This window comes from Aureliella helgolandensis (assembly GCF_007752135.1).
Classification (GTDB): Bacteria; Planctomycetota; Planctomycetia; order Pirellulales; family Pirellulaceae; genus Aureliella; species Aureliella helgolandensis.
The window spans coordinates 2,157,771-2,184,245 of sequence record NZ_CP036298.1 but is presented as its reverse complement, the minus strand read 5'-3'; the positions used below and the strand labels follow the sequence as shown (position 1 = coordinate 2,184,245).

General features: G+C 53.9%; 17 protein-coding genes. 14 read left to right on the top strand and 3 right to left on the bottom strand.

Features of this window, described 5'->3' with window-relative positions; genetic code table 11:
* Window positions 1-1,019 precede the first annotated feature (1,019 nt).
* The 9 genes from Q31a_RS07640 (at window position 1,020) to Q31a_RS07605 (ending at window position 11,238) form a co-directional block, all read left to right on the top strand.
* The gene (locus Q31a_RS07640) at window positions 1,020-1,760 is read left to right on the top strand and encodes a PEP-CTERM sorting domain-containing protein (protein ID WP_145076282.1); all 741 of its coding nucleotides are present in this window, start codon (window positions 1,020-1,022) and stop codon (window positions 1,758-1,760) included.
* Between the two features lie 164 nt (window positions 1,761-1,924).
* Window positions 1,925-2,098 (top strand): hypothetical protein, encoded by a 174-nt coding sequence (locus Q31a_RS30005; protein WP_197356399.1) that lies wholly within the window; start codon window positions 1,925-1,927, stop codon window positions 2,096-2,098.
* Window positions 2,099-3,010: 912 nt separating this feature from the next.
* The gene (locus Q31a_RS07635) at window positions 3,011-3,394 is read left to right on the top strand and encodes a hypothetical protein (protein WP_145076281.1); all 384 of its coding nucleotides are present in this window, start codon (window positions 3,011-3,013) and stop codon (window positions 3,392-3,394) included.
* Window positions 3,395-4,023: 629 nt separating this feature from the next.
* The gene (locus Q31a_RS07630) at window positions 4,024-4,263 is read left to right on the top strand and encodes a hypothetical protein (RefSeq protein ID WP_145076279.1); all 240 of its coding nucleotides are present in this window, start codon (window positions 4,024-4,026) and stop codon (window positions 4,261-4,263) included.
* Between the two features lie 696 nt (window positions 4,264-4,959).
* Entirely contained in the window at window positions 4,960-5,169 is a 210-nt protein-coding gene (locus Q31a_RS07625) for a hypothetical protein (RefSeq protein ID WP_145076277.1), read from the top strand.
* A complete protein-coding gene (locus tag Q31a_RS07620; protein WP_145076275.1) occupies window positions 5,169-7,883 on the top strand; it encodes an excinuclease ABC subunit UvrA in 2,715 nt (904 codons plus the stop codon). Before Q31a_RS07625 ends, Q31a_RS07620 begins: the two co-directional genes overlap by 1 nt.
* Before the next feature lie 365 nt (window positions 7,884-8,248).
* Window positions 8,249-9,532, top strand: a complete 1,284-nt coding sequence (locus Q31a_RS07615) for an L-rhamnose isomerase (RefSeq protein ID WP_145076272.1) — start codon at window positions 8,249-8,251, stop codon at window positions 9,530-9,532.
* An 84-nt stretch (window positions 9,533-9,616) separates the two neighbouring features.
* The gene (locus Q31a_RS07610; protein ID WP_145076270.1) at window positions 9,617-11,044 is read left to right on the top strand and encodes a hypothetical protein; all 1,428 of its coding nucleotides are present in this window, start codon (window positions 9,617-9,619) and stop codon (window positions 11,042-11,044) included.
* Window positions 11,041-11,238, top strand: coding sequence for a hypothetical protein (locus Q31a_RS07605; protein WP_145076268.1), 198 nt, complete (start codon window positions 11,041-11,043; stop codon window positions 11,236-11,238). The genes Q31a_RS07610 and Q31a_RS07605 overlap by 4 nt, the downstream gene beginning before the upstream one ends.
* A gap of 367 nt (window positions 11,239-11,605) precedes the next feature.
* Here Q31a_RS07605 and Q31a_RS30000 read toward each other — a convergent pair whose 3' ends face one another.
* A complete protein-coding gene (locus Q31a_RS30000) occupies window positions 11,606-11,803 on the bottom strand; it encodes a hypothetical protein (protein WP_197356398.1) in 198 nt (65 codons plus the stop codon).
* A 265-nt stretch (window positions 11,804-12,068) separates the two neighbouring features.
* Here Q31a_RS30000 and Q31a_RS07600 point away from each other — a divergent pair, with 265 nt between their 5' ends.
* From Q31a_RS07600 to Q31a_RS07590, 3 genes are all read left to right on the top strand, one after another.
* Window positions 12,069-12,956: a hypothetical protein gene (locus Q31a_RS07600; protein WP_145076266.1), complete on the top strand. Its 888-nt coding sequence runs from the start codon at window positions 12,069-12,071 to the stop codon at window positions 12,954-12,956.
* Window positions 12,953-17,713 (top strand): PD-(D/E)XK nuclease family protein, encoded by a 4,761-nt coding sequence (locus tag Q31a_RS07595; RefSeq protein WP_145076264.1) that lies wholly within the window; start codon window positions 12,953-12,955, stop codon window positions 17,711-17,713. The genes Q31a_RS07600 and Q31a_RS07595 overlap by 4 nt, the downstream gene beginning before the upstream one ends.
* Window positions 17,714-18,317: 604 nt before the next feature.
* Window positions 18,318-19,091, top strand: a complete 774-nt coding sequence (locus tag Q31a_RS07590) for a 5'-3' exonuclease (protein WP_145076261.1) — start codon at window positions 18,318-18,320, stop codon at window positions 19,089-19,091.
* A 298-nt stretch (window positions 19,092-19,389) separates the two neighbouring features.
* On the opposite strand, the gene Q31a_RS07585 is transcribed toward Q31a_RS07590, so the two are convergent.
* Window positions 19,390-20,994, bottom strand: a complete 1,605-nt coding sequence (locus Q31a_RS07585) for a DUF1559 family PulG-like putative transporter (RefSeq protein WP_231691111.1) — start codon at window positions 20,992-20,994, stop codon at window positions 19,390-19,392.
* 858 nt (window positions 20,995-21,852) lie between these two features.
* On the opposite strand from Q31a_RS07585, the gene Q31a_RS07580 reads away from it, so the two are divergent.
* Window positions 21,853-22,554, top strand: coding sequence for a hypothetical protein (locus Q31a_RS07580; protein WP_145076255.1), 702 nt, complete (start codon window positions 21,853-21,855; stop codon window positions 22,552-22,554).
* A 10-nt stretch (window positions 22,555-22,564) separates the two neighbouring features.
* Here Q31a_RS07580 and Q31a_RS07575 read toward each other — a convergent pair whose 3' ends face one another.
* The gene (locus tag Q31a_RS07575; protein WP_145076252.1) at window positions 22,565-25,168 is read right to left on the bottom strand and encodes a glutaminase family protein; all 2,604 of its coding nucleotides are present in this window, start codon (window positions 25,166-25,168) and stop codon (window positions 22,565-22,567) included.
* Window positions 25,169-25,476: 308 nt separating this feature from the next.
* Between Q31a_RS07575 and Q31a_RS07570 the strand changes: the two genes are divergently transcribed.
* On the top strand, window positions 25,477-26,262 hold the full coding sequence (locus tag Q31a_RS07570; protein ID WP_197356396.1) for an AraC family transcriptional regulator: 786 nt from the start codon (window positions 25,477-25,479) through the stop codon (window positions 26,260-26,262).
* Window positions 26,263-26,475 lie beyond the last annotated feature (213 nt).

The following is a 26,475-nucleotide window of genomic DNA, read 5'->3' as shown; positions in this document are numbered from 1 at the left end:
GAGCCTTCAGGTTACTTAGGTGGCTCACGAGAGCTGCGGGTCTTTGTTGCTGTTTCGCTGTCTTTGCTGACATGCGGTCGAGGTCCAACGGACCCGATGACAGTGAGTAGTAAACCGCAATCAGCTATGATAGCGTTCTCAAGAGCTAGGATACCAACAGAGCCGTGTCGCCGCTGAGTCTCACCGGTAGTCTGCTGGAGCAAGCGATTCAGTTCAACTTTGCCGCACTCAAAGGAAGAGCGATCCTGCTACGCTAAGCTTTCAACTCCGATGCGAGTTAGGCAGGCTTAACGAACTGGTCATGGTCGTCGAGAACTTCCAGCATTGCCTAGATCCGTAGCCGACGAGCAAAGAGTCAGCAATACAAACTTGGCTCCCTGCGAAACGGCCTGATGGGAATTCGCCAAAACTTCCATGGGTACGCCCCCCAACCGATCCCACAACCGATCCCACGACCGATCCCACGACCGATCTCACGACCAATCTCAGGCAATTCCAAGAATCCCAGCCGAATCAAACTAGGGCAAGTCTTACCGACGGATTCCGCATAAAGCGTCCATGGACACTGGTTGTGAATGTGGAACGATAGCAAAGCCTAGTTCACTCCCTGTTGGAATTGAAAGCTCACGCGTCCTTCAGATGCATCTACCTGTCAAACCAGGCAATCCCACCACGAGCAAAAGCATGCCTCATGCCTGCCGCAGTTGTGGAGTGTATTTCAGCCTGAGCCGCACCTTACAGAACCAACATCGTATAGGACCAGCACCGCAATTCAGCTCCGAAGGACCATACCTGCTTGAACCGGTCGCCTTCAGAACTGAAATGAACCTGGCGTTTTTAACGCAGCCGAGGATTTTCTGATGTTTCCAGCTAAGAATGTTGACTGAGAACCAAAAACAGCTACCATGAGGGGCTCGCCATAACACATTGGTGGCACCTAGTTTTAGGGACCCCTCTAGGAATCGGGTACCAGTGTGCTTTTTTCACTGCAGTTTTGTGATTCTGTTTACCAAGGGAAAATGATGCGAAGCCTCCTCTGCGGATTTGTGATTGCCTCTTGTGGATTGATGCCTTCCCTCAAGGCATTTGGCGCCATTGTGATCGTTGAGAATTTGATTCAGGCGGATTTCACTTTCACCGCCACAGATGCCGGAGCGCAGATATTCCCTGCACCCGCAGGGGTTCCGCTTGCTTTGCGAGCCCGAGGAAACATGGCCTTTGCAATTGACGACGACGGTGTTAGCTCCACGGCAGCCTTCACCAATGCAACGGGGCAGTTGACGGGAATCTCCCCCACTCCACCCGATTTACTGCCTTTCTACATTGAGCCGGTGCGTTTCGACGGTGGAACGCTTACCAACATCACGCGAGATGGCAATGGCCGGATTGCCAGCGGCACCGTCACCGATCTTGCAATGCCGTGGGAGATGATCGGCACTGGTGCCAATGCTGGGGTCGTACTTTACGGCGATCAAGCTACGACACCACTTCTGTTTAGTGGAACTTTCAACATCAACCACAACACACCGACACCTAGTCTGACGCTTGACGATCAAGTGGCGGGCGCAGATCCATTCAACATTTATCTTTTGCAGGCCGGCGATCGAGAGAACCAAGTCCCGGGTGCAGATCCGCTTGTGTTTGTAGGGAGCAACCGCTTCTTAACAGCCGTTCCTGAACCCAGCTCAGCATCCTTGCTGCTCTTCGCCGCTGGATTAGCTGCGTTTCGTAGACGCCGTTCGGCCGCAGTAGCCGTCTGAGGCGATAAACTGAAGCTGGTTTATTCCCGCCCGGCCTCTGGGGCGTATGCTGATTCGAAGTGGCACATCGCAAGTTTCTCTGCCGATGTTGCCGCAGGGGATCGCAGCGTGGGATTACGCGTTGACCGCATTGCTCGGCGATGCGCGCAGCCAGAGCGGCCACGATGACTAGTAGGCACCTTGGCAATCAAGCAGGCAGTATCCCTACTTACCAAAGTTTTGACGCAAGGTGGGAGTTCGCCCACAGCAGTGGCGAAACGCTCGGCAACATTCGATCCGCATTCATGCTGGAATTCTGGTCGAAACAGGAGTCCCACGAGGGCCTGCTTTCCGCCTGATTCCTACCGTCTTTTTCTCGATTGGACTGAGGATCGGGGAAAGTTCATCCAGTGCACACGGCCCCAGGCCGACTCGCCATGGCGTAGCCGACCATTCTTTTCCGGTTCAGTGTAGGAGAGCATCTCCGTGGCTCGTCAGTCTCAGGGAGTGAGTGCTTCGAGTCGGTGAACAAGGGTGAGCGAGCGCGGCCATCACCTGTCGCTCACACAAAATTTGACTTCAGGAGATAGAATGCTCCTGAAGTCATTCTGGTTGGCGCGCGTTGCGCCTACCAACAGCCGCTGAAACTCAATCGCTAAGGGACTTAGAAATCATGCTGCGCGTTATCCTTGTTTTTTCGATCGTATGTTCTGCTATTTTGGTTGCAGGATGTAAACCCAAACTCACTGGCGGTACTACACTGGAGAACGCTACGCATTTGACCCTTCCCCAGCTTAGAGAAGTAACGAAGGGCATGGAATCCTTCAACTGGGTTGGTAGTGACAAAGACTATTCTTATTTTCAAACGCAGTCTGGAATATATCGGCTGCCAGCTACAGCTACATCACTAAAGCCTCGCCCGGGTGTGGATACAATGCCCGAACTTGGTACTCATAACGTGGAAGTCGTTTTTCTAGATGACGGCACAGTTAGCCGCCTGCACGCCGGGCTCAGGTCGGAATGATCGCGTAACAGCGGAGCTGCCAGCTAACAGCTTACTGAAATTGAATACCCCATTTTTGAGATGTGTGGAATTTGAATTGTAGCTTGTACATGCACGATGCATGTACTTGTGTTACACGAGTTTTGACGCAGTAAAGTTCGGCTGCACGAAAGCAAGCTTGTTCCAATTCAACACTTATCATTCGCCCTCCTGGTGGTAGTGTTTTGTCAATTGCTTCGCTACTGTCCAGGGGACGAACAAATTCTTGATGGGGTTGGTTACGCCGGTACGTATTCGGCATGTGTACTCGGCTGAATTGATTTCAATCGGGCTGCTCGATGCCAGTGGTGGCGACTCGGGGGATGATCTCACGATTCGGCTGCCCGTTGCATTGCGGACGCATCTTCGACGCGGCGATCCTCCACCGTCTGCGTTGCACCTGTTCGATCCCCAGGCCGCGGATGGACACACGTCGATGGCTCTGGGACCGTGCCCCATCTCTCGGAGATGGACCGATCGGTATCTACGGGATACGACCGCTGTGATTGCTCACATTCCCATTCTCTGCCGCCGTGATTGGCTGCATTCAATGGTGCCAGGTGCTATCTGTGATGGGGACTTCTATTTGGAGAGTGATGGGCGCCCAACATAAGTGAACAGTTTGCGCATGGTGGCGGGTTGGCAACAACCCTCCACGGCTCTGGTGACCGCCGGACACGCCCAATTGCGAGATGCCGATGATCTGCCTAATGAAGTCGCCTAAGCCATCGACCAAGCCCCGCAATCGGAAGAACAAGCCGCCGTTGCCACCACGCTACCGCTGGCCGAGAGGAACACAACCTCCATCCGCTCGACGTCCGTGCAAGCATTGTGGTGAGCTCTATCGCACGCACGGCCTGATTCCGGAGGCAATCGAACATCGCGCAGCCGCGTTCCGTGACACAACTACAAAATGAGCAACACACAATTGAATCGCGACTTTTACGCTACAGTGCAGATGTTTTTCAATATTAGTGCTTAAAAGCGTGCCCCAATCGGCGCCCTAATCGTATACAACTAAACTTCAGGAGAGCCGGCTCTTCTGAAGCTATTTTTTTGTCGGTTTGTCGCGCTGCCCGCATCGTGCGTTGCTGAGCTGCCAAGCACTAAACACTTATGGGAATCGGTCTAGAGATCATGCTTCGATTCATGTTTGTTTTCGCTATCCTCACCTTCGCTCTCTTATCTGCGGGATGCAAACCCAAGCTTACTGCAGGAACTACAGTGAAGGAAGCAACGCCAGTGTCCGTAGCCCAACTCAGAGAGGTAACGAAAGACGAGGATTCTTTCGACTGGGTCGGTGGTGACAAGGAGTATGCTTATATCCGAACGCAGGATGGATTTTATCGGTTGCCAGCCGATGCCGTGGGAATAAAACAGTACCCGGGGCATGAACGAGAGCTTGGCACTGTGGCCGTACATTTGGTTTTTATTGATGACAATACGATTGGAACTCCGCGCACTGGAATTAGAGCCAAATGATCTAAAGTCAGCAGGGGCTGTCAAGCAACAGGTCACCGGTACCGCACACCTCAGTTTAAAGGTGTTTTGGAGTGATATATCCGTTTGCAGTTGGGGTACATCCTCTTAAAGATGCACTGGTAGCAAACAAGTTTCGCCTCAACCACTATCTGTCGCGCAACTGCCAACAGGCTCCGCTTCCAGAACGACTCTCGCCTCGAAGAGTGGTGTTTTCCATGCAGATCAGCTACTGTCGAGGGGATGAGCAAATTCTTGATGGGGTTAGTTACGCCGGTGGGAATCCGGCAGGTGTACTCGGCTGGTAGAGCCAACATGTGGAAGTGATTGACGCACTGAATCAGGTCCTGAGGTTGGGTGGACTGAACGCTTTGGGAATGCCCCGCGCGAGCGGCAAGACATCCTTGTGCATCATTGCGGAATACTGGCAATGCTCTCTGGTCGGCGATCGTATCTTGTATTGCTCGGGGCTTCACCCCCACCGGCGCGTGCATGAGACCTGCGTTAGATACCCAAGTTGAGGCGGGAATTATCGCAGACGTCTAGACTGGTTTTCTTGCGGGTGCAGCCCAATGGCAGGCAAGGACGTACAAGCGAGGGAGGCCTTCGTGGAGGTCAGTCTGCGCTCGGAAATAGGCGCCTGCGTAAAGAAGGTGCAGTCACAATTGAAGGCTGTGTCTAGATCATTGGGTACTGCCGGTGCCGCTCTCACTGGAGCGGGAGGAGGAGGGGGTGGGAGGAGGAGTCTTGACACCTCTCTTTGCTGCGGCTGCGAAATTCGCATCGGCGGGCGATGCTATTGAGAAGATGGCGGGATGTAAAGTGGACTGTCGCCATCAGTTAATGCCGCAAAGCCATACCGCGACTTGGAAGCTCGCCATACAATGGGACAAGAGTGGGTTGTTGTAATGGCAAAAAGACAACCATTCTGGCCAGCACTTTGTTCGCTACTGATCGAGCCAATCACCGCACCTAGGTCGAAATGGTTGAACGATTTTACAGGCATCCACTTCAGCCCCTTGCAGGGCACTCAGCAGAGAGATTCGACAATCGCCAAGAAGAAAGCCCAAGACGTTCCTTGCGCCCCAGACCACTGCATTCAGGTGCGGGGTGCGCGCGTTCACAATTTAAAGAACATCGACGTCGATCTGCCACGCAACGCACTCGTGGTGTTTACCGGCATCTCGGGTTCCGGTAAATCGTCGCTCGCTTTCGGGACGCTGTTTGCTGAATCGCAACGCCGCTTTCTCGATTCCGTTTCCCCCTACGCGCGTCGCTTAATCGACCAAGTTGGGGAACCGGACGTCGATGCCATTGATGGGCTGCCTCCTGCCGTTGCGCTTCAACAACAACGGGGAACGCCGTCCGCCCGTTCATCGGTGGGAAGCGTCACCACGATTTCCAATGGCCTGCGCATGCTCTACTCGCGTGCCGGAAATTACCCGCGGGGCCAAAGCATTTTGTACGCGGATTCGTTTTCTCCGAACACTCCGGAGGGAGCCTGCCCGCGGTGTCACGGCATCGGTCGCGTGTTTGAAGTGACTGAAAAATTGCTCGTGCCCGACGATACGAAGACGATTCGGGAGCGAGCCATCGCCGCATGGCCTCCTGCGTGGCAAGGCCAAAATCTGCGTGACATTCTCGTCTCCCTCGGACACGACATCGACAAACCGTGGAAGAAGCTGCCGCGAGCAACACGCGACTGGATTTTGTTTACCGACGAGACACCCGTCGTCCCAGTTTATGCAAGGTTCGAATTTGACGAAGTCAGCGAGGCGAAAGAACGTGACGAACCGCCAAGTTACATGGGCACGTTTACGAGTGCCCGACGCTACGTGCTGCATTCGTTTGCGACCACGCAAAGTCATCGGACCAAGAAACGCGTCTCCCAATTCATGCAGATTTCGGAATGCCCAGATTGCGAAGGCAAAAAGCTAAAACGGGAGTCGTTGTCCGTCAAGTTTGCTGGTTTGGACATCGGTGAATTATCGCAATTGACATTGACGGAACTCGCCCGACGGCTGCGCGATGCTGCCCGTTCCAAACCGCAGGCAAGCGACCTGCAGCGAGAAAAATCGATCGTTGCTCAGCGAATTGCCAGTGACATTCTTGCGCGAGTCGAAGCGCTCACGTCTCTGGGCTTGGGATACCTATCGCTTGAACGCAGTACGCCAACGTTGTCTCCGGGCGAATTGCAGAGATTGCGATTGGGCACGCAGATTCGTTCTCAATTGTTTGGCGTGGTCTACGTCCTCGACGAACCGTCAGCTGGGTTGCATCCTGCCGACACTCAAGCTTTATTGGGTGCACTGGATGAACTCAAACGAGCCGGCAATTCGTTGTTCGTCGTCGAACATGACGTCAGCGTCATTCGCCACGCTGAATGGATCGTAGACATCGGCCCCAACGCAGGAACCCATGGCGGTGAGGTCATTTACAATGGTCCAATTGAAGGCCTGCGCAACGTCACCGAGTCGCACACCAGCCAGTACCTCTTTTCAGACGATAGGGCGACAGAACGCGTGCCTCGGCAGCCGACAGGCTGGCTGAAGCTGGAGCAGATCGAGCGTAACAACTTACAGGGGTTGGATGTTGAGTTCCCGCTGGGCGTGCTAACCACCGTTACAGGCGTGTCGGGATCGGGGAAATCAAGCCTTGTCAGCCAGTCATTGGTCGAACTGGTGAGCGAGTCGCTGGGACAGAAGAAATCTGTCGAGGCTCCCACTGGAGAAGTCGATCTGTTAGAACGCGAACTGGAAACAGCGACTGGCGGACGGATTGCTGACGGCATGCATTGCGTCCGACGATTAGTGACCGTTGACCAGAAGCCGATCGGTCGCACTCCGCGATCCAACTTGGCAACTTACACCGGCCTGTTCGACCACGTGCGCAAGTCCTTTGCGGCGACTCGCAAAGCGAAGGCACGCCGCTACGACGTCGGTCGCTTTTCGTTCAATGTTGCCAAAGGACGTTGCCCGAACTGCGAGGGAGCCGGTTTCGTTAGCGTCGAGCTGCTGTTTCTTCCCAGCATCTATACCCCATGCCCAGTGTGTCAGGGCCGGCGCTATAACGACAAGACGCTGGAGATCACCTACCGAGATAAGAACATTGCCGAAGTTCTCGATTTGACGGTCGAATCAGCACACGAGTTCTTTACCGATGAGCCGCCAGTACAGCGTGCTTTGGAAGCGTTGCTGCAAGTCGGCCTGGGCTACCTGCGGCTCGGTCAGCCCGCAACGGAGCTGTCGGGCGGTGAAGCCCAACGGATCAAACTTGCCACTGAGCTGCAACGTGCCCAACGCGGCGACACGCTCTACGTCCTCGACGAACCGACGACTGGACTGCACCCAGCAGACGTGTCGATGCTGATGAACCAATTGAATGGGCTCGTTGAGGCAGGCAACACGGTCATCATGGTCGAACACGATATGCAGGTCGCTGGGAGTAGTGACTGGGTCATCGACATCGGCCCGGGAGCTGGCGAGCAGGGAGGACGTGTCGTAGTCCAAGGCCCACCGGACAAAGTCGCCAAGTCCCGCACCAGCCGTACCGCCCCGTTCTTGGCAGCCGGCCGTTCAGGTTCGATTTCGAGTTCAAGTTCCGACTGCGTTGCTAGGCCGTGATTTCCGGCTGGCCAATCTGGTATCTTGTTTAAACCCATTCGCCGCGGAGCAGTTTTAGCAACTCGGTGATCACGGCGAGATCCGGCGATGCCTCTTGGCTCTTTTGGGCGAAGTGCGATCTTTGGCGATGTCCGGTTCCACCAACAGCATAGGACGCGTGCCTTGAGCGCTTCGGCAAGGGCAAGGAGTTCGCGGTAAGAAGGCCAGAGGCAGGCGAGTTCACGGCCCCTTTTCGACTCGCAACTGCGTCTGAAATCACTACGCGACCTAACGAATATTCCGCCCCAGTCGTGCACGGTGATAGGCTCCGCGTTGTGACATTTGAACAACGAAATCGACTCCTTTGGCAATAGGCAGCAAGCTCCATGACAAACTCGGAAAATCTTCAAAAGTCCTTCGAGCTGGCTGTTGAACAATATGAGGCGTTGGGCGTGAACGTTCCGCGTGCATTGGAGCGGTTACGCAAAGTGGCTATCTCGGTGCATTGCTGGCAGGGCGATGACGTCGTCGGCTTTGAAGGCAACGTCGGTACACTTGGCAATGGACTTGCGGTAACGGGCGACTACCCGGGACGGGCAAGAACCGCATGCGAGCTGCGAAGTGATTTGGAACTTGCCTATTCGCTAATTCCAGGGAAGCACCGACTTAACTTGCACGCACTGTATGGCGAGTTTGATGGTCCAGTCGATCGGGACGCAATCGGTGTCGAGCACTTTCAGGGCTGGATCGAATGGGGACGCAGTCAGGGGGTGAACCTCGATTTCAACCCCAGCTACTTCTCGCACAAAAACGCAGCCAATGGATTCACGCTTGCTCACGCCGAGAAGGGAATACGGCAGTTCTGGATCGAGCATGGTATCGCCTGCCGCAAAATTGCTTCAGCGATGGGGCAGGCGCAAGGGAATCCCTGTGTCAACAATTTCTGGGTGCCTGATGGCTTGAAGGATTCTCCAGCAAATCGAAAGGCTCCTCGCGAACGCTTGGCGGAATCGTTGGACGAGATATTTGCAGAACAACTATCACGAGATTACACGCTCGATGCCGTGGAATGCAAACTGTTCGGAATCGGTAGCGAGAGCTATGTAGTTGGCTCACACGAATTCTACCTGGGCTATGCAATATCGCGGAACAAAGTCCTCTGCCTTGACGCTGGACACTTTCACCCCACCGAAGTGATTTCCGACAAGATCTCATCCGTCATGATGTACGTCCCCGAGCTGCTATTGCACGTCAGTCGCGGAGTCCGTTGGGACAGCGATCATGTGGTCACGTACAGCGATGAGCTGCAAGCAATCATGCAAGAGATCGTACGTGGCGACTACTTGGACCGCGTACACATCGGTCTAGACTTTTTCGACGCCAGCATTAACCGTGTGGCGGCGTGGGCGATCGGAACTCGAAATGCACTCAAGGCAATGCTGGCGGCATTGTTGGAGCCGACCGCACAACTGCAACAACTTGAGCGTGAGGGCGACTACACCGCTAGGCTCGCCTTGCTGGAAGAGCAAAAGACAATGCCACTGGGGGCCATTTGGAATCACTATTGTCAGACATCGGGCGTGCCCGTGGGAGCGGAGTGGTTGGAAAAGGTTCGAGAATATGAAATAGACGTATTGCAGCTCCGAGAAAGTGAATCTGCCGCAATCTAAATTAACCATACATCACGGCCGCAAGCGCGTCCGGCCCTCCCACACCGCCGGCAAGATGACTTGAAACGACAGGGCAACATCTCAATGAATCAAGACAATTCCAATTCGGGCGGTGAGTTTGAGCGCGAGCCAGTTCCGGATGCAGCGTTACTTGGATCGGGAAAATTCTGGGGAATGTACGCTGGTGAGCATGCGGCAGGAACGGAGTTTATGATCGGCCCGTTGTTTCTGGCGGCAGGTGCAAGCCTGCAGGACTTGGTCTTAGGCTTGCTGCTAGGGAATTTCTTAGCAGTCCTCACTTGGCGTTTTCTGGTCACTCCCATCGCAATGGCCAAGCGAATGACGCTGTATTACCAATTGGAACGGATTGCTGGAGGGAATCTCGTCAAGTTCTATAACTTAGTCAATGGCCTGCTGTTCTGCTTTCTTGCGGGAGCGATGGTCACGGTGTCGGCCTCGGCCGTCGGGGTACCGTTTGGCATTGCGTTCGATGTTCCAGAGTCAATGTTTGGCTTAAGCAATCCATCCTTTACCGGTCTGGTGGCTATCGTAGGAGTTGTGATTGCTGTCGTTGCTGCTGGAGGGTACGAGCGTGTTGCCCGCGTCGCGAATATTGCAGCACCGTGGATGATTGCCGTCTTCGCTGCCTGCGGAATCGTGTCGTTGGCACAAATGGAGGCCACCAGCCTGGCGGCATTCTCCGAAGGAAAATTCTGGATGGATGCAGTTTCCTTTGTCCAAGACAAGAATGGACCTCAGTCGTTTGGATTCTGGCAGATCGTAGTCTTCGCTTGGTTGTGCAATGGAGCGATGCATTTTGGTATGGCGGATCTTTCGATCTTTCGGTTTGCGCGCAGCAAGGCTTCTGGCTGGGCGCCTGCGATAGGAATGTTCCTCGGGCACTACATGGCCTGGATCGCAGCGGCTTTGCTGCTGGCGGCCCTCATCAAACTTACGCCCGAACTCGCGCTCGGTAGCGACGGAAAAGTCGCAGCCAATCCAGGGCTACTCGCCTTTCAATCGCTCGGTTGGACCGGCATCCTATGCGTGGTGATCGCAGGCTGGACAACGGCCAACCCCACAATTTATCGGGCGGGACTGGCGTTCCAGGGAGTGCTGCCCAGCAGTTCGCGGACAGCGATGACGTTGGTAGCCGGTGCGGTAGCGACCATCGCCGGAGCCTTTCCCAATCTGTCCGCTCAGTTGCTGGATTTCGTTGGCACCTACGGAACGATTCTGGGCCCCATGGGAGCGGTGATCTTCGTCGACTTCTACTTGATGAAAAAGTTTGGCCTCCGCGACGAGTATGCGGTCCATAGCGGTACGAAAGTGAATATCGCCGTAATGGTGTCGTGGCTTTTGCCCGTCGCCATCGGCCTCTATCTGATTTTCCAGCAAGGGTTGTTTGCCGCCTACGCCGTGGTTCCATGCTGGGTTGCTTGCGGAGTGCTCTACCTCGTGCTCAGTAAGTTCACTCAAAACCACGCCACTAATGAAGGAACCACCGCATGAATGCTCCGACAAAAGTTGTTTCTCTACTCGCGTTAGGCGCAGTCATTGTCCCTTGTCTACTCTTCTTCGCAGGCGCCATGGAGTTGGACATCGTGAAGTGGTTGGCGTTGGGCGGCACGATCGCATGGTTCATCGCAACCCCGTTATGGATGAGCCGCAAACTGCCGGTGGACGCGACCGAAGTCGAGATTTAGTTTGCGTCGGGCAGCGCATCTCCCACTCATACTTGGGAATGCTAGAAACCGGATCCTCTGGGAGTCCCCCCCGAGTTGTCTCGACGGTAGCGTTGAGCGAAATAGAGGCTGAACCAGCACCAGACACAGCCCCCGTCACCGTGCTTGGTCAACAGGGAAACCGATGCGTCGTGCGTCTCACCCCCAGCCTTAGAACGCGCACCTGTTTCATCCGCGGCCTCAGCGTTGCGCACAAATCTCAAAGGCAATTGGCCCTCCCATCAACGGCTTTACGTGTTTTACATACTCTGCAGGGACACCTCGGCCACGCTCCCCGAGCGTGGCGATTCAGTTTGTTTGGTGAATTCCCAGTACGGTGTTCGTTCCACTACCAAGCCCGTTTGTCGTTAAGCTTACCAAGAACTAAAAAGTCGATGGATTCGACTCGAGGAACTGACAGGAATAAAGCGTCGACGATGTCGGCGAATGTAACGATGCTGTTCGTCGGGGCGTCCTCTACGGCAGCCAGTGCCATGCTCGTCGATAGACGTCGGCATTGGAGGCGTTGTAGCTCTAGATTTAGCACGCGGACGTGCCTTTCTGCGAGCCATGCTTTTAGGCCTAGGGAAGAATTGCTGTCATGCAGCGGATGGAATGTTGTCTACCCTTTCAACAATTCCACATATTTCGATCCTACCGTTTCTAGCGGTCGCGCTGGAAAAACGATGCTTGATCAACGACTGTACTGATAGAACAGCACGTATCTCCCCGCATTAGCTTAGTAGTGCCCTATGTTTGAGGGGATTACACCAGAGGGATAATTGACGCCAACAATCGCTACGGGGCAAGACATGAAAGACGGTAACGCCAGGCGGCCAAGTACGACCAAGATCGATTCTTTGGCAACAGGCTTGCTCCAACGCTTGCAGAGTCTTCGTCATAGTAAAGAGGCACACTACCCATTGCCGCTGGCCCAATTGGCCAGCCAAGTTGATGCGACCGCGCGCCCCAGCGAAGTCCTCAAGGCTGCACGAAGCCGCAGCTTTATGAGTAAGACAATCTCCGTGCAGAGTAGCGTGCCTGATTCCCCTATCGCATTGGTTGAAGACCTTGCAATGCTTGCGAAGTCCGAACATACGCTGTCCTATGTGCTGGAAGTCTGTTCTCGTAAGAAGACCAAAGCTCATACCGTGGCCGAACTGGTGAAAACGGTGACGACTCGTGCTCATGGAGAGCTGCAACGACAGTTTCGCGCCTCGGTCGAAGAACGCATGAAAAGCGGCACGCTTCCGAAGCAAATTGGATTTATTGCCATGAGGGGTGGCCGATTCCGTCTGTTTCGACTTGAGGACTTGGAGCCCAAAATTTGGCGCGACGCTATTCGCAAGACCTGGAATGTACAGACGCATGGTCCGGTTGTTATTGAGGCTGCGCAGCCAGAAGAACAACCTAAGTCAGGCTTAGCCCGCCTCCATTTTCATTCAGTGTTCGAATCCGCATTCACCCAGCTGGATCAAGCTCAGGGGGGATACAACTTTGTGTCACTCGACAACTTGCGAACTGCGTTATCAGCGTATTCGCGTGAAGAATTCGATGCGGAGCTGCGCAAACTTCGCCTTGCTCGACGCTACCGATTGTCGGGAGCAGAGAATCGCAGCGATGTTTCTTGCCAACAACGTGAAGCCGGCATTGTTGAAGCCGGTTCATTGCTACTATACGCCCAAAGGATCAGCTCATGAGTACTACTATTTCGCCGCAATCCGAGATGACCAATTTCGTTCGGCACTTACAATTCTCTAGCCCATTTGCAGTGAATCGAGTTAGTGAAGCAGGATCCCAACTACCTTCACACCATGTCGAAGCGATTCATGCGGACGAATACGAAGAGATCTTACACCTCGTAAAGCGGGCCAAGCGTGCGGACGGAATTGGAGCAATTCTGTGGGGAGAACCTGGAGTCGGCAAGAGTCATCTGATTGCTCGCCTTGCCAGCCAATTGCAAAAAGATGCCTGCGTAACTTTTCTTCACAATGTACAGGTTCGTGCGGAACGCTTACCAAGATATGTGTTGAAAACCATCTTGAGTCAGCTCGCTCGATCGCGAAATGGTGGTCTGCACGGTGGAAAGCTCAATATGCTGATGGCTGCTACGGTTGAGCGTGCGAGGGGCACTGTCCCTAAGTCTACTTTAGCCACCGTCTATCAGTCGTACAGAAACGTCTACATTAAACCTGCAATCGAGTCTGGTAATTCAGATCAAGAGATCATCTATGAAATGCTGTTCGCCTACTTCCTAGCGATCTACCGTGGGCGAAAAAACGATAATTCTAGTCCCCAGGCTGCGGAACTCGCCTTGCGATGGTTGACTGGCGATAATCTCGACAGAGAAGAAGTTCGGGCTATTGGTCTACCTGAGGATGTTGCCCAACGCGTTGCCCCACTTATTCCTGACGACCAAGGGGTGGAAGCAGTCATCGCTGCAATTGCCAATCTGGCTGCTCAAGCGAATATGACTTTCGTAATGTTTTTTGATCAAGTCGACAATCTCAATGAGGAGCAAGTTTCAGCTTGGGCACGGTTCGCCCATGGGATGATCGATCACATCTCCAATCTACTGGTTGTGACCTCTGGAGTGCGTGGGCGTATCCTAGAATTGCAGCAGTCGACCGTGGTAAACACCGCCAGTTGGGATCGCATTGCCCAAATCCGTATCGAAATTGGGCGGATTTCGCCCATCCAGGCAGAACAGTTGATTGCCGTTCGTTTGGATTCCTTCCTGGCCCCCTTTGCCGACCTGCCGCAGATCCAAGAGTTGACAGCAATGGATCGACTATTTCCGTTGGGACGTCGCTGGTTGTCTGGGCGAATTGGCAACGCACTCGAACTGCGACCTCGGGACGTGATCAATTGGGCACAGGAGCGCGTCCGCAGTCTAGCTGGCGAGATTAAGTCGACATCACCCGAAGAGTGGTTGGCAGCATGGCCGGCATCGAGCCTGTCCCTGTCGGAAGAAAAACACTTGTCCGAACCTCAAGCACCCCTGACGTGTGAGAAGCGAATGCAATTGATCGACTCCAAGATTGAAGGGAAGTTGATCGAGCAGAGTCGCCGACGCAAATTGGATCCAGAAACGCTGCCTGCAGATGCCGAGAATTTGTTGGGACTGACCGAGCAATTGCTTGCCCAGTGCGTAGCAGAAGAGTACGGATACAGCTTGCAGAATTTTGAACGATTATCTGCAAGCAATCGTACAGGTACTCCTGCATACGATTTGCTAGTTGAAGAAAAGACACCGGACGGTGAACTCAGAACGACTGGAATTAAGTTCCTCGGCACAGGCAGCAAATCCTCGACAGCGGTAGCACTTCGTCGGATGCTGGAAGATCCACACCCACCACAGCACACCTTGGTCGTCACCGAAGAACGCTTGCCCCTGAAAATTGGCCCTAAGGGAGAGGAATACTTAAATGGGTTGAGATTGCGTGGCGAGAATGCGTTCGGCCTTCGACAGTTAAGCTTCGGCGCCCATGTTCAGCTGGATGCGCTGCAGTCGCTGGTTGGACTCGCCCAATCAGGTGATATTGAAGTCACGCTCCCCGACGGAAATACCCAACCGATTGACGTGGACCAAGTCATCGAATCGCATCATCGAGTGGATCGCTATCGGAACCATGCGTTGTTGGGCGAGTTGTTGACCGAAGAATGCTTGCCCACGTTGAAGCCCACCTCCGATACAGAGGAAGACCAGAGCCTCCGCCTGCAGCTGGAGCAATTCCTCCTTGGCGAACTATCCTTAACCAACGGAGCCACTACCAGCGAGCTGGCAGACAAGTACGTGACCGGACAGGGATTGGATTCGGATCAAACCGATCACATTCTGGATCACATTGAGCAAGCAGCGTTGGCACTGCATCGCAGTGGGCAACTTGTGGCTACTCCTCAAGACAACCTTACATTCGTCAGTTTACCTAGAACAGCGGACGAACCAGCACCATTCCCTAGCGGCCAGCTTCCCTCAACACTACCAGTACATTTCAGTGTAACGCAAGTTCGTCAAGCCGCCGCCTGCGCGAGACTATTGCATCTGGATGCATCGGCTACCCGCTCTCAAAATCTCAAGAAGCCACGTATTACGCGAATTTGGCAGTTTGATGATTCCTCCGAGACCAGTGCTTTAGGAACTCTATTCCACCGAGCTGTAGAAAAGTTCAACGATTCCGCTCATCGATCACCGGACCTCTACAAGATACTGGAAGCTCGTCCTTCAGTTCCGGCGCTCGGCCGTGAGTTACAAAGGCTCATCCAGTACTACGTTAACAACGCACATTTGATGAAGGCCCAACCACAGGAGTTAGAAAACTTTCGACAAGCCTTGTCCGCCTACAGTTTGGAGGTTGCGCATGTGCTTAATCTAGGCATGCAACGACAGCCAGCCCTGAACAGCCTACTGGCGGAGGTCTTTGGAGATCGACGGCGAGATGTTGATGTAACGTTCCATGTTGGCCCCAACGCTCGCGAAGTTCATATAACCGGCAAGTTGGACTATGTGTTCTATGATTGGCGGCGAGATAGTCGTCGTATCATCGATTACAAGCTAACTCCCGGAAAGAGTATCGAAGCCGATCTATTTCAAGTTTGCGTGTATGCACTCATGCACCATCAGCAACATGGCACACAGCCTGATGTAGCACTACTTTACTTGCATCCTGAGCGAAAAATGGTCGAGTTGACCTGGGAGCAGGTACACGCTCGCCGTCACGAAATCTACGATCTCCTATCTTCCATGGTCGATTGGCAAAATTTCGATCCTCAATCACAGCAGGGAATGCACCCACCGGGAAACGCATCCTACTGCTTGAGCTGCCGCTACAAGGATGTATGCACAACACGGTTAGGCCCCACCGAAACGGGAGACCAGCAGACTCTATGGAGAGACCAAATTGCTAAGGGTAATCTTGCGGAACCCATCGTGGAAAGGCATCAACCCAATCGAGCAGAAGAAACGCAGCAAGGCCACGAAAGCTCGGTTCCCTGTTGTGAAACACAGATTGAACCAGCAAAATGGCGACCTGCCCCGACAACAGAGAAACGCACCCCAGAGTCGCTTCCAACTTATAGCGATGCGGCCAACTTCGCAACAGACGGCGACAGCGCTGTCCCTCCGCCTGAGTGCAAGCCGCTCATCCCTCACTCTCATGTACCTGCAGAAACCTTAACGAGTACAGATCTGCGGTTGGGACAGACGGCATCCGGTGTTACGGTCAACCTTCCCTTGAAAGTGCTTCCATCCCACGTAGCACTCGTTGGCGCAGCAGGAAGTGGCAAGACTTGGATGGCTAAGGTAATCGTCGAAGAGGCTGTCCGGCAGGGGGTGCCGATCTTGGCGATTGATCCGCAGGGGGACTTGGTTCAATTCCTACATGCCACACAAGATTCTTCGCGCATTCCTGCTGATGAGCTAGCTGAATTCCGGAACCGAGTCGAACCTCGCATCTACACCCCAGGGTCCTCGCACGCGACGCGTCTGAGTATCGATCCAATTCGTTTCCCATCCGAGATTGAACTAGCTAGTATTTCGAATCCACTTCGTCGTAGCGAGGAACGTGATGGAATGCTGAGTTCCACTATCTCGAATTTGATCAGTCTTGCCAACGCTGGCGGAGATGCAGATTTGCAGCGTACGTTTTTGATGAGACTCATTAAACTCATGTTAGTCCAGTGTGATGGCCAAGGGGCAGAACTCGCATTAAAAGACTTAGCCCATGCAGTCAACTCCCCCGCAGATGTCGGGATGGAGGATCCCGATTGCTATCTCCCCAAATCGCAGCGAACTCGACTTGGGCGGAAATTGCGGACATTGTTTGATGGTCCTCGCGCCAAACTATTTCGCGAGGGAACTCCCTTAAATATTGACGACTTTTGCAAACCTACGCAGACAGGCAAAACGCCACTCAACGTGATCTACTTGAATGCACTTGCCAACGACGAAGAGAAACAGTTCTTCGTCGCTTCCTTAGCCACCGAACTCTATCGCTGGATGGTTACGGCACCTTCGAACAACGGTCAAGCCAAATTGTTGGTATACCTGGATGAAGCACGCGATTTCGCTCCGGCAGGAAGCAGCAAACCACCGGCAAAGGATCCGCTCATCCGACTGTTTGCTCAAGGGCGAAAATTTGGTGTCTCAGGTTTAATCTGTACCCAAAGCCCGCGTTCCGTCGACTACCAGATTTTCAGCAATTGCAGCACCAAGTTCATCGGACGTTTAGAAAGCTCGCAGGATGTCGAGCGGGTAAAAGAGTGGTTTGGAAAGGATGGTGGAAGTCCTGCATGGCTAGCAGGCCGCAAGTCGGCGGCACGGGGCACCTTTATTGGCCGCTGGCCCGACATCCGCCCAGAACTGGACGGCCAGGCTTTTAAGGGGCGCCCACTTTACTCATTGCACGAAGGTGCCTGGTCGCCTGACCAAGTAGAAAACGCAGTTCGGAACAGTTAGCCGTGTCGTGGTTGTTCCAAGCCAGCTAGAGCGGCTAGGATCGACCAATCGACTGTTCGGTATTCCGCTTGCAAATCAGGATTCTAGAGCGGCACCGCTAAGGCTCGGATATTCATAAGTTGGATCTTGCGTTTCAGAACGCCTTCGGAGAATAGGTACTAAACCATCTACGATACCGGCGGCGTGTTGTTTCGAGAAATCATCGTATTGAGGCGCTGGCCGAATCCGGTGGTTCCGGAAGACAAGGTTTCCCTATTTATCCAGTAAATCGTGCCCTACTCGCAAACGCCGTCTCATAGGCAAGTGGAACTGAACGGCGTCCTTACGTAGGATAATCTGTTGTGTTGGCGCGGGTGTGCGGGTTTTGGCGGTGGCTGTTGGTATTCAATGCGTGTCGATCGACAAAGACCTTAAGGTTACCGGTAGACGGTTGCCGTTTGCCCTTATCTAATCAGCGATCGGCGAACTGGCGGCAGGGCCTTGGCGCTGCTGCCCAATGGAACGCATTCCCTATACCTCGTTGATGATTCGCCTAAGGGCACTGGTTAACTGGTGCCCAAGTTCTCAGTCCCAACTAGCCGCCCCCAACAGAGAAACGTGACGGATGGCCTATCTGCTGATCGATGGGAACAATTGGTTTGCGCAGTGCCATTACGCCACCCCCTCGGAGGCGGCGGCTACGTTTCAGCGACGACTCCAGACCGTCCTGGAACAGATACCACACAGCCTGGCTGTCGTCTGCTGGGATGAAGGGCCAACCTTTCGGCACACGCTGTCCACCCAGTACAAGGCCCATCGCGGCGACAAACCGGAAGGGTACTACGATAGCCTTGCAATCACACGGCAACTGGTCGACGACGAATCTGGCGCGGAGTCGTTTGGTTGCCAAAGATTCGAAGCGGATGATTGCATCGCTTCCATGGTCCGGATCGCCCACGATGAGGGGGAAATGGCGATTCTGTTCTCTGCCGATCGCGATCTACATCAATTGTTGGTCACCGGAATCGTCAGCCAGGTCGTTGGCATGAAACGCGTCACGCCAAACCGCCTGTCGTTCGACGCCATCACCGCAGAAGGACTGCTGGACAAATATGGCGTGAAGCCGATGCAGTGGATCGACTACCGGGCCATTGTGGGCGATACGAGCGATGGGATTGCAGGGTGCTTTGGATTGGGAAAAGCGGCTGCTGCCGAGGTACTCCGGCGGTGCAATACCCTCGAGGGATTTTTCCAAACTCCATTCGCAGCCAAGATCTCGCAGCGTCAGCGAACCGCTCTCACGAATTACCGTAGCGAGTTGCCATTGAAACGCCAATTGCTAACGCTGGTCAGCGACGTTCCCATTCCAGCCGCCGTGCTGAATCGCATTCATTCCTAGGGCTCCACTCATGTTCGCTGTTGGACAGTGGAAGGGGCCATGCCCCTGACTGACTGACTTGACTTGACTTGAACAAAAGCATTGGCTCTGCCTGCGGATGCTTCTTCGGCATCCTCTCAGATGGTTTTCGCAGTCGGGAGGCCCGCGAATCGCCCAGAGCAACCTAGCTGCCTGTAAAACATTTAGCCTCGATTCTGGTCGAGGCACAGTCTGCGGTTCAATTCGTTCACCGGGAGATTCCCCTTGCGTACATTTAGGCTCGCAAACAGCTCAGCGGAGCGAACGAAAGCCGGTCCACCTATTCGTGGTGAATGAGCATTTCAAATTCAGCTTGCCCTAAGTCATTCTTGTAACTCCTTACCTCTCCGGTTTGAAGGAGCAAGAAAAGATGTGAGTCGTCTTGGAATAGATCCTTCAACACTGTTGGACTGGAAGAATCGAAGTCTTGTGGAGCCGTCCACGGAACGGCTTGTTGCGAGCTCGTCTCCAGAACAATTGCATTTCGACCTTGAGGCAACTGGTCGGGTTCGGTCGCTTCCATGACGGTATCCTTACCGACAATTGCCTGGTACAAAGTGCTCCCTTCCCTCACCCTACGTTGGCTGTGCGTGCTCTTGCAAGCGTAGATTGCGGGCGTTTCCTTCAACAGCATGAGGTTGTGTTCGCTATTCCAAGGTTGATCGAAACGAAATTTGTCGAACAATTTCTGCTCACCAAGCAGCGGCAGAATTGCCACCCGCCAACTGAATGCAGGTCGGCCGAACTCGTCGTTTAAGACAGTCGACGGAAAGGCTCCATTCATCTCTTTGTAATGCAGTAGCGCTTGGCCAATTTGCTGCATATCCTCATAGACTTGCCGAGTCCAATGCCCGGAAATCCTAAGTGCAGGTTGTGCGCTGACGAGATCAGCGATTGAATCTTTGTCGAAGTACTGCGGCAATGCAACAGATTCAAGCTTCGTCAGCTTCGTCAGAGCCGGTGTGCTTGCCTCCGTCATGTGCGTTCCGCTAATGAGCAAGCGGCGCAAGTTCGTGAGCGATCCAATCGTCCCGGCAGAATCGTCCGTGATCGGCGTATCGGCCAGGCCGAGGCTTAGCAGATCCAAGTCCGCCAGAGCCGCAACGCCCGCATCGGTGATCTTCGCTCTGCCCAGCCAAAGGTCTTCGAGCTCTGTCATTTGGCCGATATGAACTAGAGCGGCATCGTCAATATTGCAATCGTACAGAAACAGTGAACGGATGGGATTTCCAACAATCCTCTCTAGTCCTCTTGCAGACATGCTGGCGGACGCAAGGTGCAAGACCTGCAAGTGTTTTAGGCGCGAGATGTGCTCAAGGCCAAGATCCGTAATGGGACATCCCCTCATGTCAATTTCTCGGAGCGCATCGAAACCGCCTAAGATTTGCATGGACGCGTCGGTAAGGCGGGTATTGGGGGCATGAAATACCTCCAGTTTTGTGAGTCCGGCCAGGTGTTGTATTCCCGCATCACTGATGGTCGGCGTAGAGCGGCCAAAACGATACTTGGCGTCCACAATTTTAAGCTCTCGCAGATGCAGCAATTCCCCGAGATGCCTTAAGCCGTCATCCGAGACTTGCGACGGACTGAGTAGAAGTTCTTGCAGCCAGACAAAGGGAGTGAGAAGTTCGCAGGCGGCATCAGAATCCAATTTATGATTTGTGCTCCTCACTCCTAGCGAACTGAAGGAATATGCCAAATTGACTTTGCATACTCGCCCCCAATCATCGATCTCGCATCTGCCACCCAACTCGACAATCTTGGCAATCGCCGCTCTCTCTTCGGGTAGAGGTTTGAGAGAAAAATCGGCTGCTGGCAAGTGGATCGCAAATGCGAGTACGAGCAGGATGGCAAAAAGTCGTCTTAGCAAAATGGACCACTCCATTGTTTGTCCTCCCCGGTTTCGTTCGGCTGGTCGACAATTTGAAAGAGCCAGGCACAGTGGCAGCCTGTAGCGCGTCGCCCCAGCGCATCCCCTCAATATACAGGAATCCGAGCCGGACAGTGGAGTGGTTTCCCTGAGGCTCCAGTCCCTACACGCCACGCCCGCTTTGATTGAGCGTTGGTGTCCCTCACGCTCCCGGGAATCTCGAACGACGCCCGCGGGAGATCGCCCCCGCCATTTGAGCCCTCGCAGGATAGGTCGCATACGGCCAGGCCCCAGCGGCCTGTCGATATTATCGATGCTTTTACTCGATCAGGAGCGATGTTTTGCAAGCGGAGGCGATAGGGTCTGGAGGTTTAAGTTTCTCCACTTATCCATGTGATTGTTCTAATTGCACTCGCCACTCAGCCAACCGGAACCCGCAATCAAAACTCCTCGAGTAAGAATGCTGGATTGCGGACGAGCACGAGCACGAGCACGAGCACGAGCACGAGTAGGAGTAGGAGTAGGAGTAGGAGTAGGAGTAGGAGTAGGAGTGGCTGTGGCTGTGGGGAAACTGTGATTCTCGAAGATTTGTCAGTTAGAATTTTGGGAAACACTCAGGCTGGACGTATTGTCATTTCGCTTGCAATCTCAATCCTTAAATCGCCCCCGCCGAAACGATTTGCAGCGACGATTGGTCCGGCCTTGCTGACCGGCAAGTCGATTTAATCGTGCCAGCCTTACCGAGCTCCCTCCTAATTGACTTGCAGCGGTAGCCAGATTGCCCCTGCTCAAGCTGCGAGTTAATATTTCAACAAGCCGAGATGCGGCGGGTTACGATTCCCACAAGCCGTGAACGGATGGAGAAACTCTACTGTGGCTAGATCCTCAAACACTCCGATCCCCAATACAGCGAGACAACCGCTTAGCCTGTTTGATCTGTTCGTCTTGCTGAGTGCGACCGCCATTGCATTTTCCTTCGGGGCCCCGTTCCTCCGGGAGTTGAACGCCACGCAGTGGTATTGGGTGACAACATTAGCAGCATTCCAAGTGGGAGCGCTCTGCTTAGCATTCTGCTGCCTAAAGTTCTTGCGCAAAGCGAAGATGGTACAACGCCAACAACTGCTAGCTGTTTCTGGCAGCTTGATTGGAAAGTTAGAAGATGAATCAGAAAACATCCCAGGTGTGAAGAAATCCTCCAGATGGTTCGAGTTCGTTCACTTAATCGCTCTGCAGGCACTGCTCGTGGCGACGACTGTAGTAGGAGCCAAAATAGATCTTCCGAATTTCTTGGTTGTATATAGCCTGGTGCCTTATCTACTCTTCACCGTCGGTTTTATCGCACATTGGGTTGGCGTCGACTGGCTAACGATGGGAGGGCAAATCCAGTTCTTTGAGGCAGGCATGTCGATCGATGGAGTGACTTTGATCCCTTGGGATCAAGTTTCAATTCGGCCGCGCAAGCTCCAAAGTAGCGGGATAGCCATTGTCTATAGTGACCGTCGAGGACTCAAAAACACCGTTTTTGCAGATTGCTCGGATGCCCTACGCCAGCAACTACTGGAGCGGCCCACTTAACGCTGTTCGCTTACTCTTGAACGGTCGGCGTGACAGCTGGGGAAAGAATCGCGTCGACTCCAAAGTCGACAAATTGTCCCCCAATGGTTTGACGACAATGGATGGCAATCACGTTGTCGCCCGTTTTCAATGCCGAGGCAGGAAGCTGATGCATAGCGTACTCGGTCGTGTAACCGGACAACTTCAGCACGAATTGGCCGTTGATGTAGACCTCTGCATCCTCGTCATGCCAGATACGCAACGCAATTTTCCCCACAGGAAGTGATGCGATTTGAAACGATCGGCGAAGCCAGATATCGGTGCCATCCCAGTTGGTATTGACGATGGTACCGGGCGTCTGCTGGGTGCCCAGCCCGCCACGCCCCAGCTGCCAATGCTGCGCATCAAAGTCCTCTGCGAACCAGTCACCTTCCGGACGCTTGGTAGTGTACCGGTAGTTTGTTTGAGCATTCTCACTCGTAGCGACTAGTGAAAGCGTCTTGGGGGGCCGAGGCATGGGAGCCCAATCGGAAGATTGAGTCACGTCACGCGTTGCGTACTTCTGCCAAACCGGTGCATCGTACAGCAGCTTCATGAAGACGCCGCCAACGACGGGGCGGGCGGTGAAACCGCGTTTTCTGGCGGTAGAAGTAAAGTACCAGTCTGTCATGGGAGAACGATCGGGTGTGGCGTTGAGGAAGTTGTGTACCGGACGCACCAGTGCATCGAAGTCGTTTCGATTTTCCGTCAAAGTAGCCGTCCATAGAATCCAATCGAGCTTCGTGTAGTCCGACCGATTGTCCAGCGGCAATCCGAACGCATTCTGCGACTTGCGGTAGTAACGCATTTCGGTTTCGTAAACATCTTGAGGAAAGAGTTCCAGCATCAACAGGCGATCCCAAACGAGGTTGTATTTTTGGCTCCACGTTCCCTCACGATCGAACGCTAATCGAAAATGGTCACCATCCCGCGCCGCAGTGACCCACTGGGCGGCAAATTGTTGAGCGATATCACGGTACTTGCTCGCTTCATCCTTTAGACCACGCATGTCACACAGCATGGCATAGGAGCCTAGACCACAGATGGCTTTGGCACTTAGATTGACGTTGTGGGCCATGTGGCCCGCAAAGTCGTCGGTGCAGAGCTGATTGTCTGGATCGAAGCCTTTGTCTTGAAGGTACTCTGCCCACTGGCTGAGCTGTTCCCAATAGAGGGCCGCGAAGTCTGCGTTGCCTTCCATCTTGGCTTGGGCGCCGAAGAGTGCCAGCAAGTTGCCACATTCTTCAACGGGCATTTGATTCTCTTCACTTTGTTCGCCCCCACCGTAACGTTGTCCGTTTGCCAGTGGATAGGTCCCCAGATCGTGAGGCGCAAACGGGAATTTCCAGCGTTCGGAGGCTGCATAGTCCATGAATGGAACCAGCATCGATTTCGTCAGCGTGGGTCCAAACAACAGGAACTGTGGCGCCATGGGATAGAAAACATCGGATGTCGCAATGCAGCCGTTGGAATGATTCTCCTTGCAGAACTGAAGCGGCTGACCGTTTGCATCGGCGACAAACTTGCCGGCAGCAAAACATTGACGATACGCCAAGGCGGCGATTTCTGCGTATTCGCGGCCGCCACTTCGTTCGAGGTCTGTCATTAACTCGGTATCAAATTGTTCGCAACGTTGTTCCAACGTCTCGTACTCACGGATGGCGGCGACGATCAAATCGTCTGCTTCCCAGCCGTCCTTGCGCCAATACGGTCTTAGCTTTTGCTTCATGTATTCGATCGAGTATAGATCGTCGTACGCGACCAGCACGTATCGCGAAACCGGGCGATCGCCGATCTCCCCCATGGACATCCCGACAGCTGCAACGAGGCTACCCGCTTGGACGGGAAACTGCGGGGCTTGACCGGCGAGTGCTTGACTTCCACTGTCACCGAACGCTTCGCGCAGCGCATTCGCATCTCCCCATGCCACACTGGGCTTGAAGCAATTTGCGGCGGACAGATAAAGGTAGCCCCAGTCGATGCGGAGATCGTCACCAGACCGCCCCAATACGTCTTGGGATATCGTCCCCATCTTGAGCGCTGTGGCGTTGGGAAGCGTCACCGACGAACCGGTCACTTCTTGGTCTAATACGTCAGTTGACAGTTCTCCGCCTGCATCGAAGTAGAATTCGACTTCGTGCGTGCGATCACTGGCGGATGCGACTTGGCAAGTCACGTAGGTTGTGGGGCGGCTCAGGATCGCAAGGTCGTCAGGCAGCGCTGGGGTGGTGAAAACCAACTTTACACGCACATCTGCACCGGCAAATTCGTAGAGGGTTCGCGTGGGCAGAACGGTCACCGACGTTTGCTTCAAAGCGGCAAGCGTCTGAGGCGTGGCGCCCATCAAGCGATACGCCTGTCCATCGACACGCACGATCGCCGCCATCCGATGTTGCTTACCGGTCCAGTGTGTCGTCTTGGACTCCCACAAATTATCCGACTGCGACCAAACGCTAAAGTACGGGTCACAGGCAATCAGCGGCACTGCGGGTGGGCGAAAGGAGTCTTCGGCCAGTGCTGGAGCCCCTGCAGCTAACGCTATCACCCCGTAGAAACTAAGGAAGAACAGTTCGCGAAATATGCTTGCCTGAATCATAGGAGAGGATTTCGACTTTCGTATTGAGCTAGGAAAATTGTTCAGCCCTCAAGACGGTAAGGACCGTCGGAACAATTATTGGCGGATAGTCGCCGAACCGCTCCGCCGGTTCGTTCGGGAAAATGGCGATCGACGGAGCGAGCTGGCGACACTTATTGTTCCGACGGTCCTAAGCCCCTGGAGGGGATAGCTGAGGGCAGTCCGCGTTCTTCGAACACAAGGCGACGGTTGCCGACCAGCGGTTCCAAAGAGACGACTTGGTACAGGGGATTATTGTGCTCTCGCCAGCGTCCGTTGGCTTGTGACTTGTGGCCAATAAATGTTACAATCTGGCCATGCTGCACACCGACTTCCAAGCCCAATTTATCGACCAACTAGCTGACGCCTTGGTCATTCGCACCATTTTTGAGCATCTGCCCGAGATTTCATTTTTTGTGAAAGATTGCCAAGGCCGCATTGTGACGGTCAGCGATTCGGTGCTCGAGCGATTGGGGATGAAGCACGAGTCGGAGTTTGTGGGGCGGACCGATGCCGAGTTCTATCCCGCACATTTGGTGGCCGCCTACCTGGCGGACGACGCCTGGGTATTTCGAACCGGTAAGCCTCTCGTGAATCGACTGGAGATATGGCTCGATGAGAAGGGCAGGCCGGATTGGTCCCTAACGACGAAAGTCCCCTTGCTGGGAAAGAACGGCAAGGTGATTGGACTGATGGGAGTTTCTCGCCGGGATTTGAACCAAACGGTAGTCGATCCCAACAGTGTTGGTACGCAGGCGGTAGCTTACTTGCGGCAAAACCGGAATCGCGTCAGCACCACCGAGGAGCTTGCGAAAGGGATTTGCGTTTCGCAACGCACTCTCAACCGCAAAGTAAACCAAGAGCTTGGAATTTCTCCCTATGAACTCATCCTGCGAATTCGAGTTCAGGCCGCGGCAGAATCACTATTGAAAATAGGCGAGAGCATCAGCAGTATTGCACTCGCCCATGGATTTTGTGATCAGAGCCACTTCACTCAGCAGTTCCGTAAACGCGTGGGGATGACGCCCCGGCAGTTTCGGGTTGCCCACCGCGTCCCCGAAAATCGCCATTCCTAGCAAGGAGCAGCCAATCTTTGAGGAGTGTGAACAAAGCGGCAGAGATAATAATTCAACCTAAATTGACCAGGTCCTGTCTGTCCAGCCAGAAACGTCGGCTGTTGCGGTCTAACCAGGATGATAGAATCCAATCAATCGCCCGAACTGCCCGCTTGCCACCAAACACGCCAATGCTTGGTGTAGCCATTCTCTAATTTTGAGTCTTAACGAGCC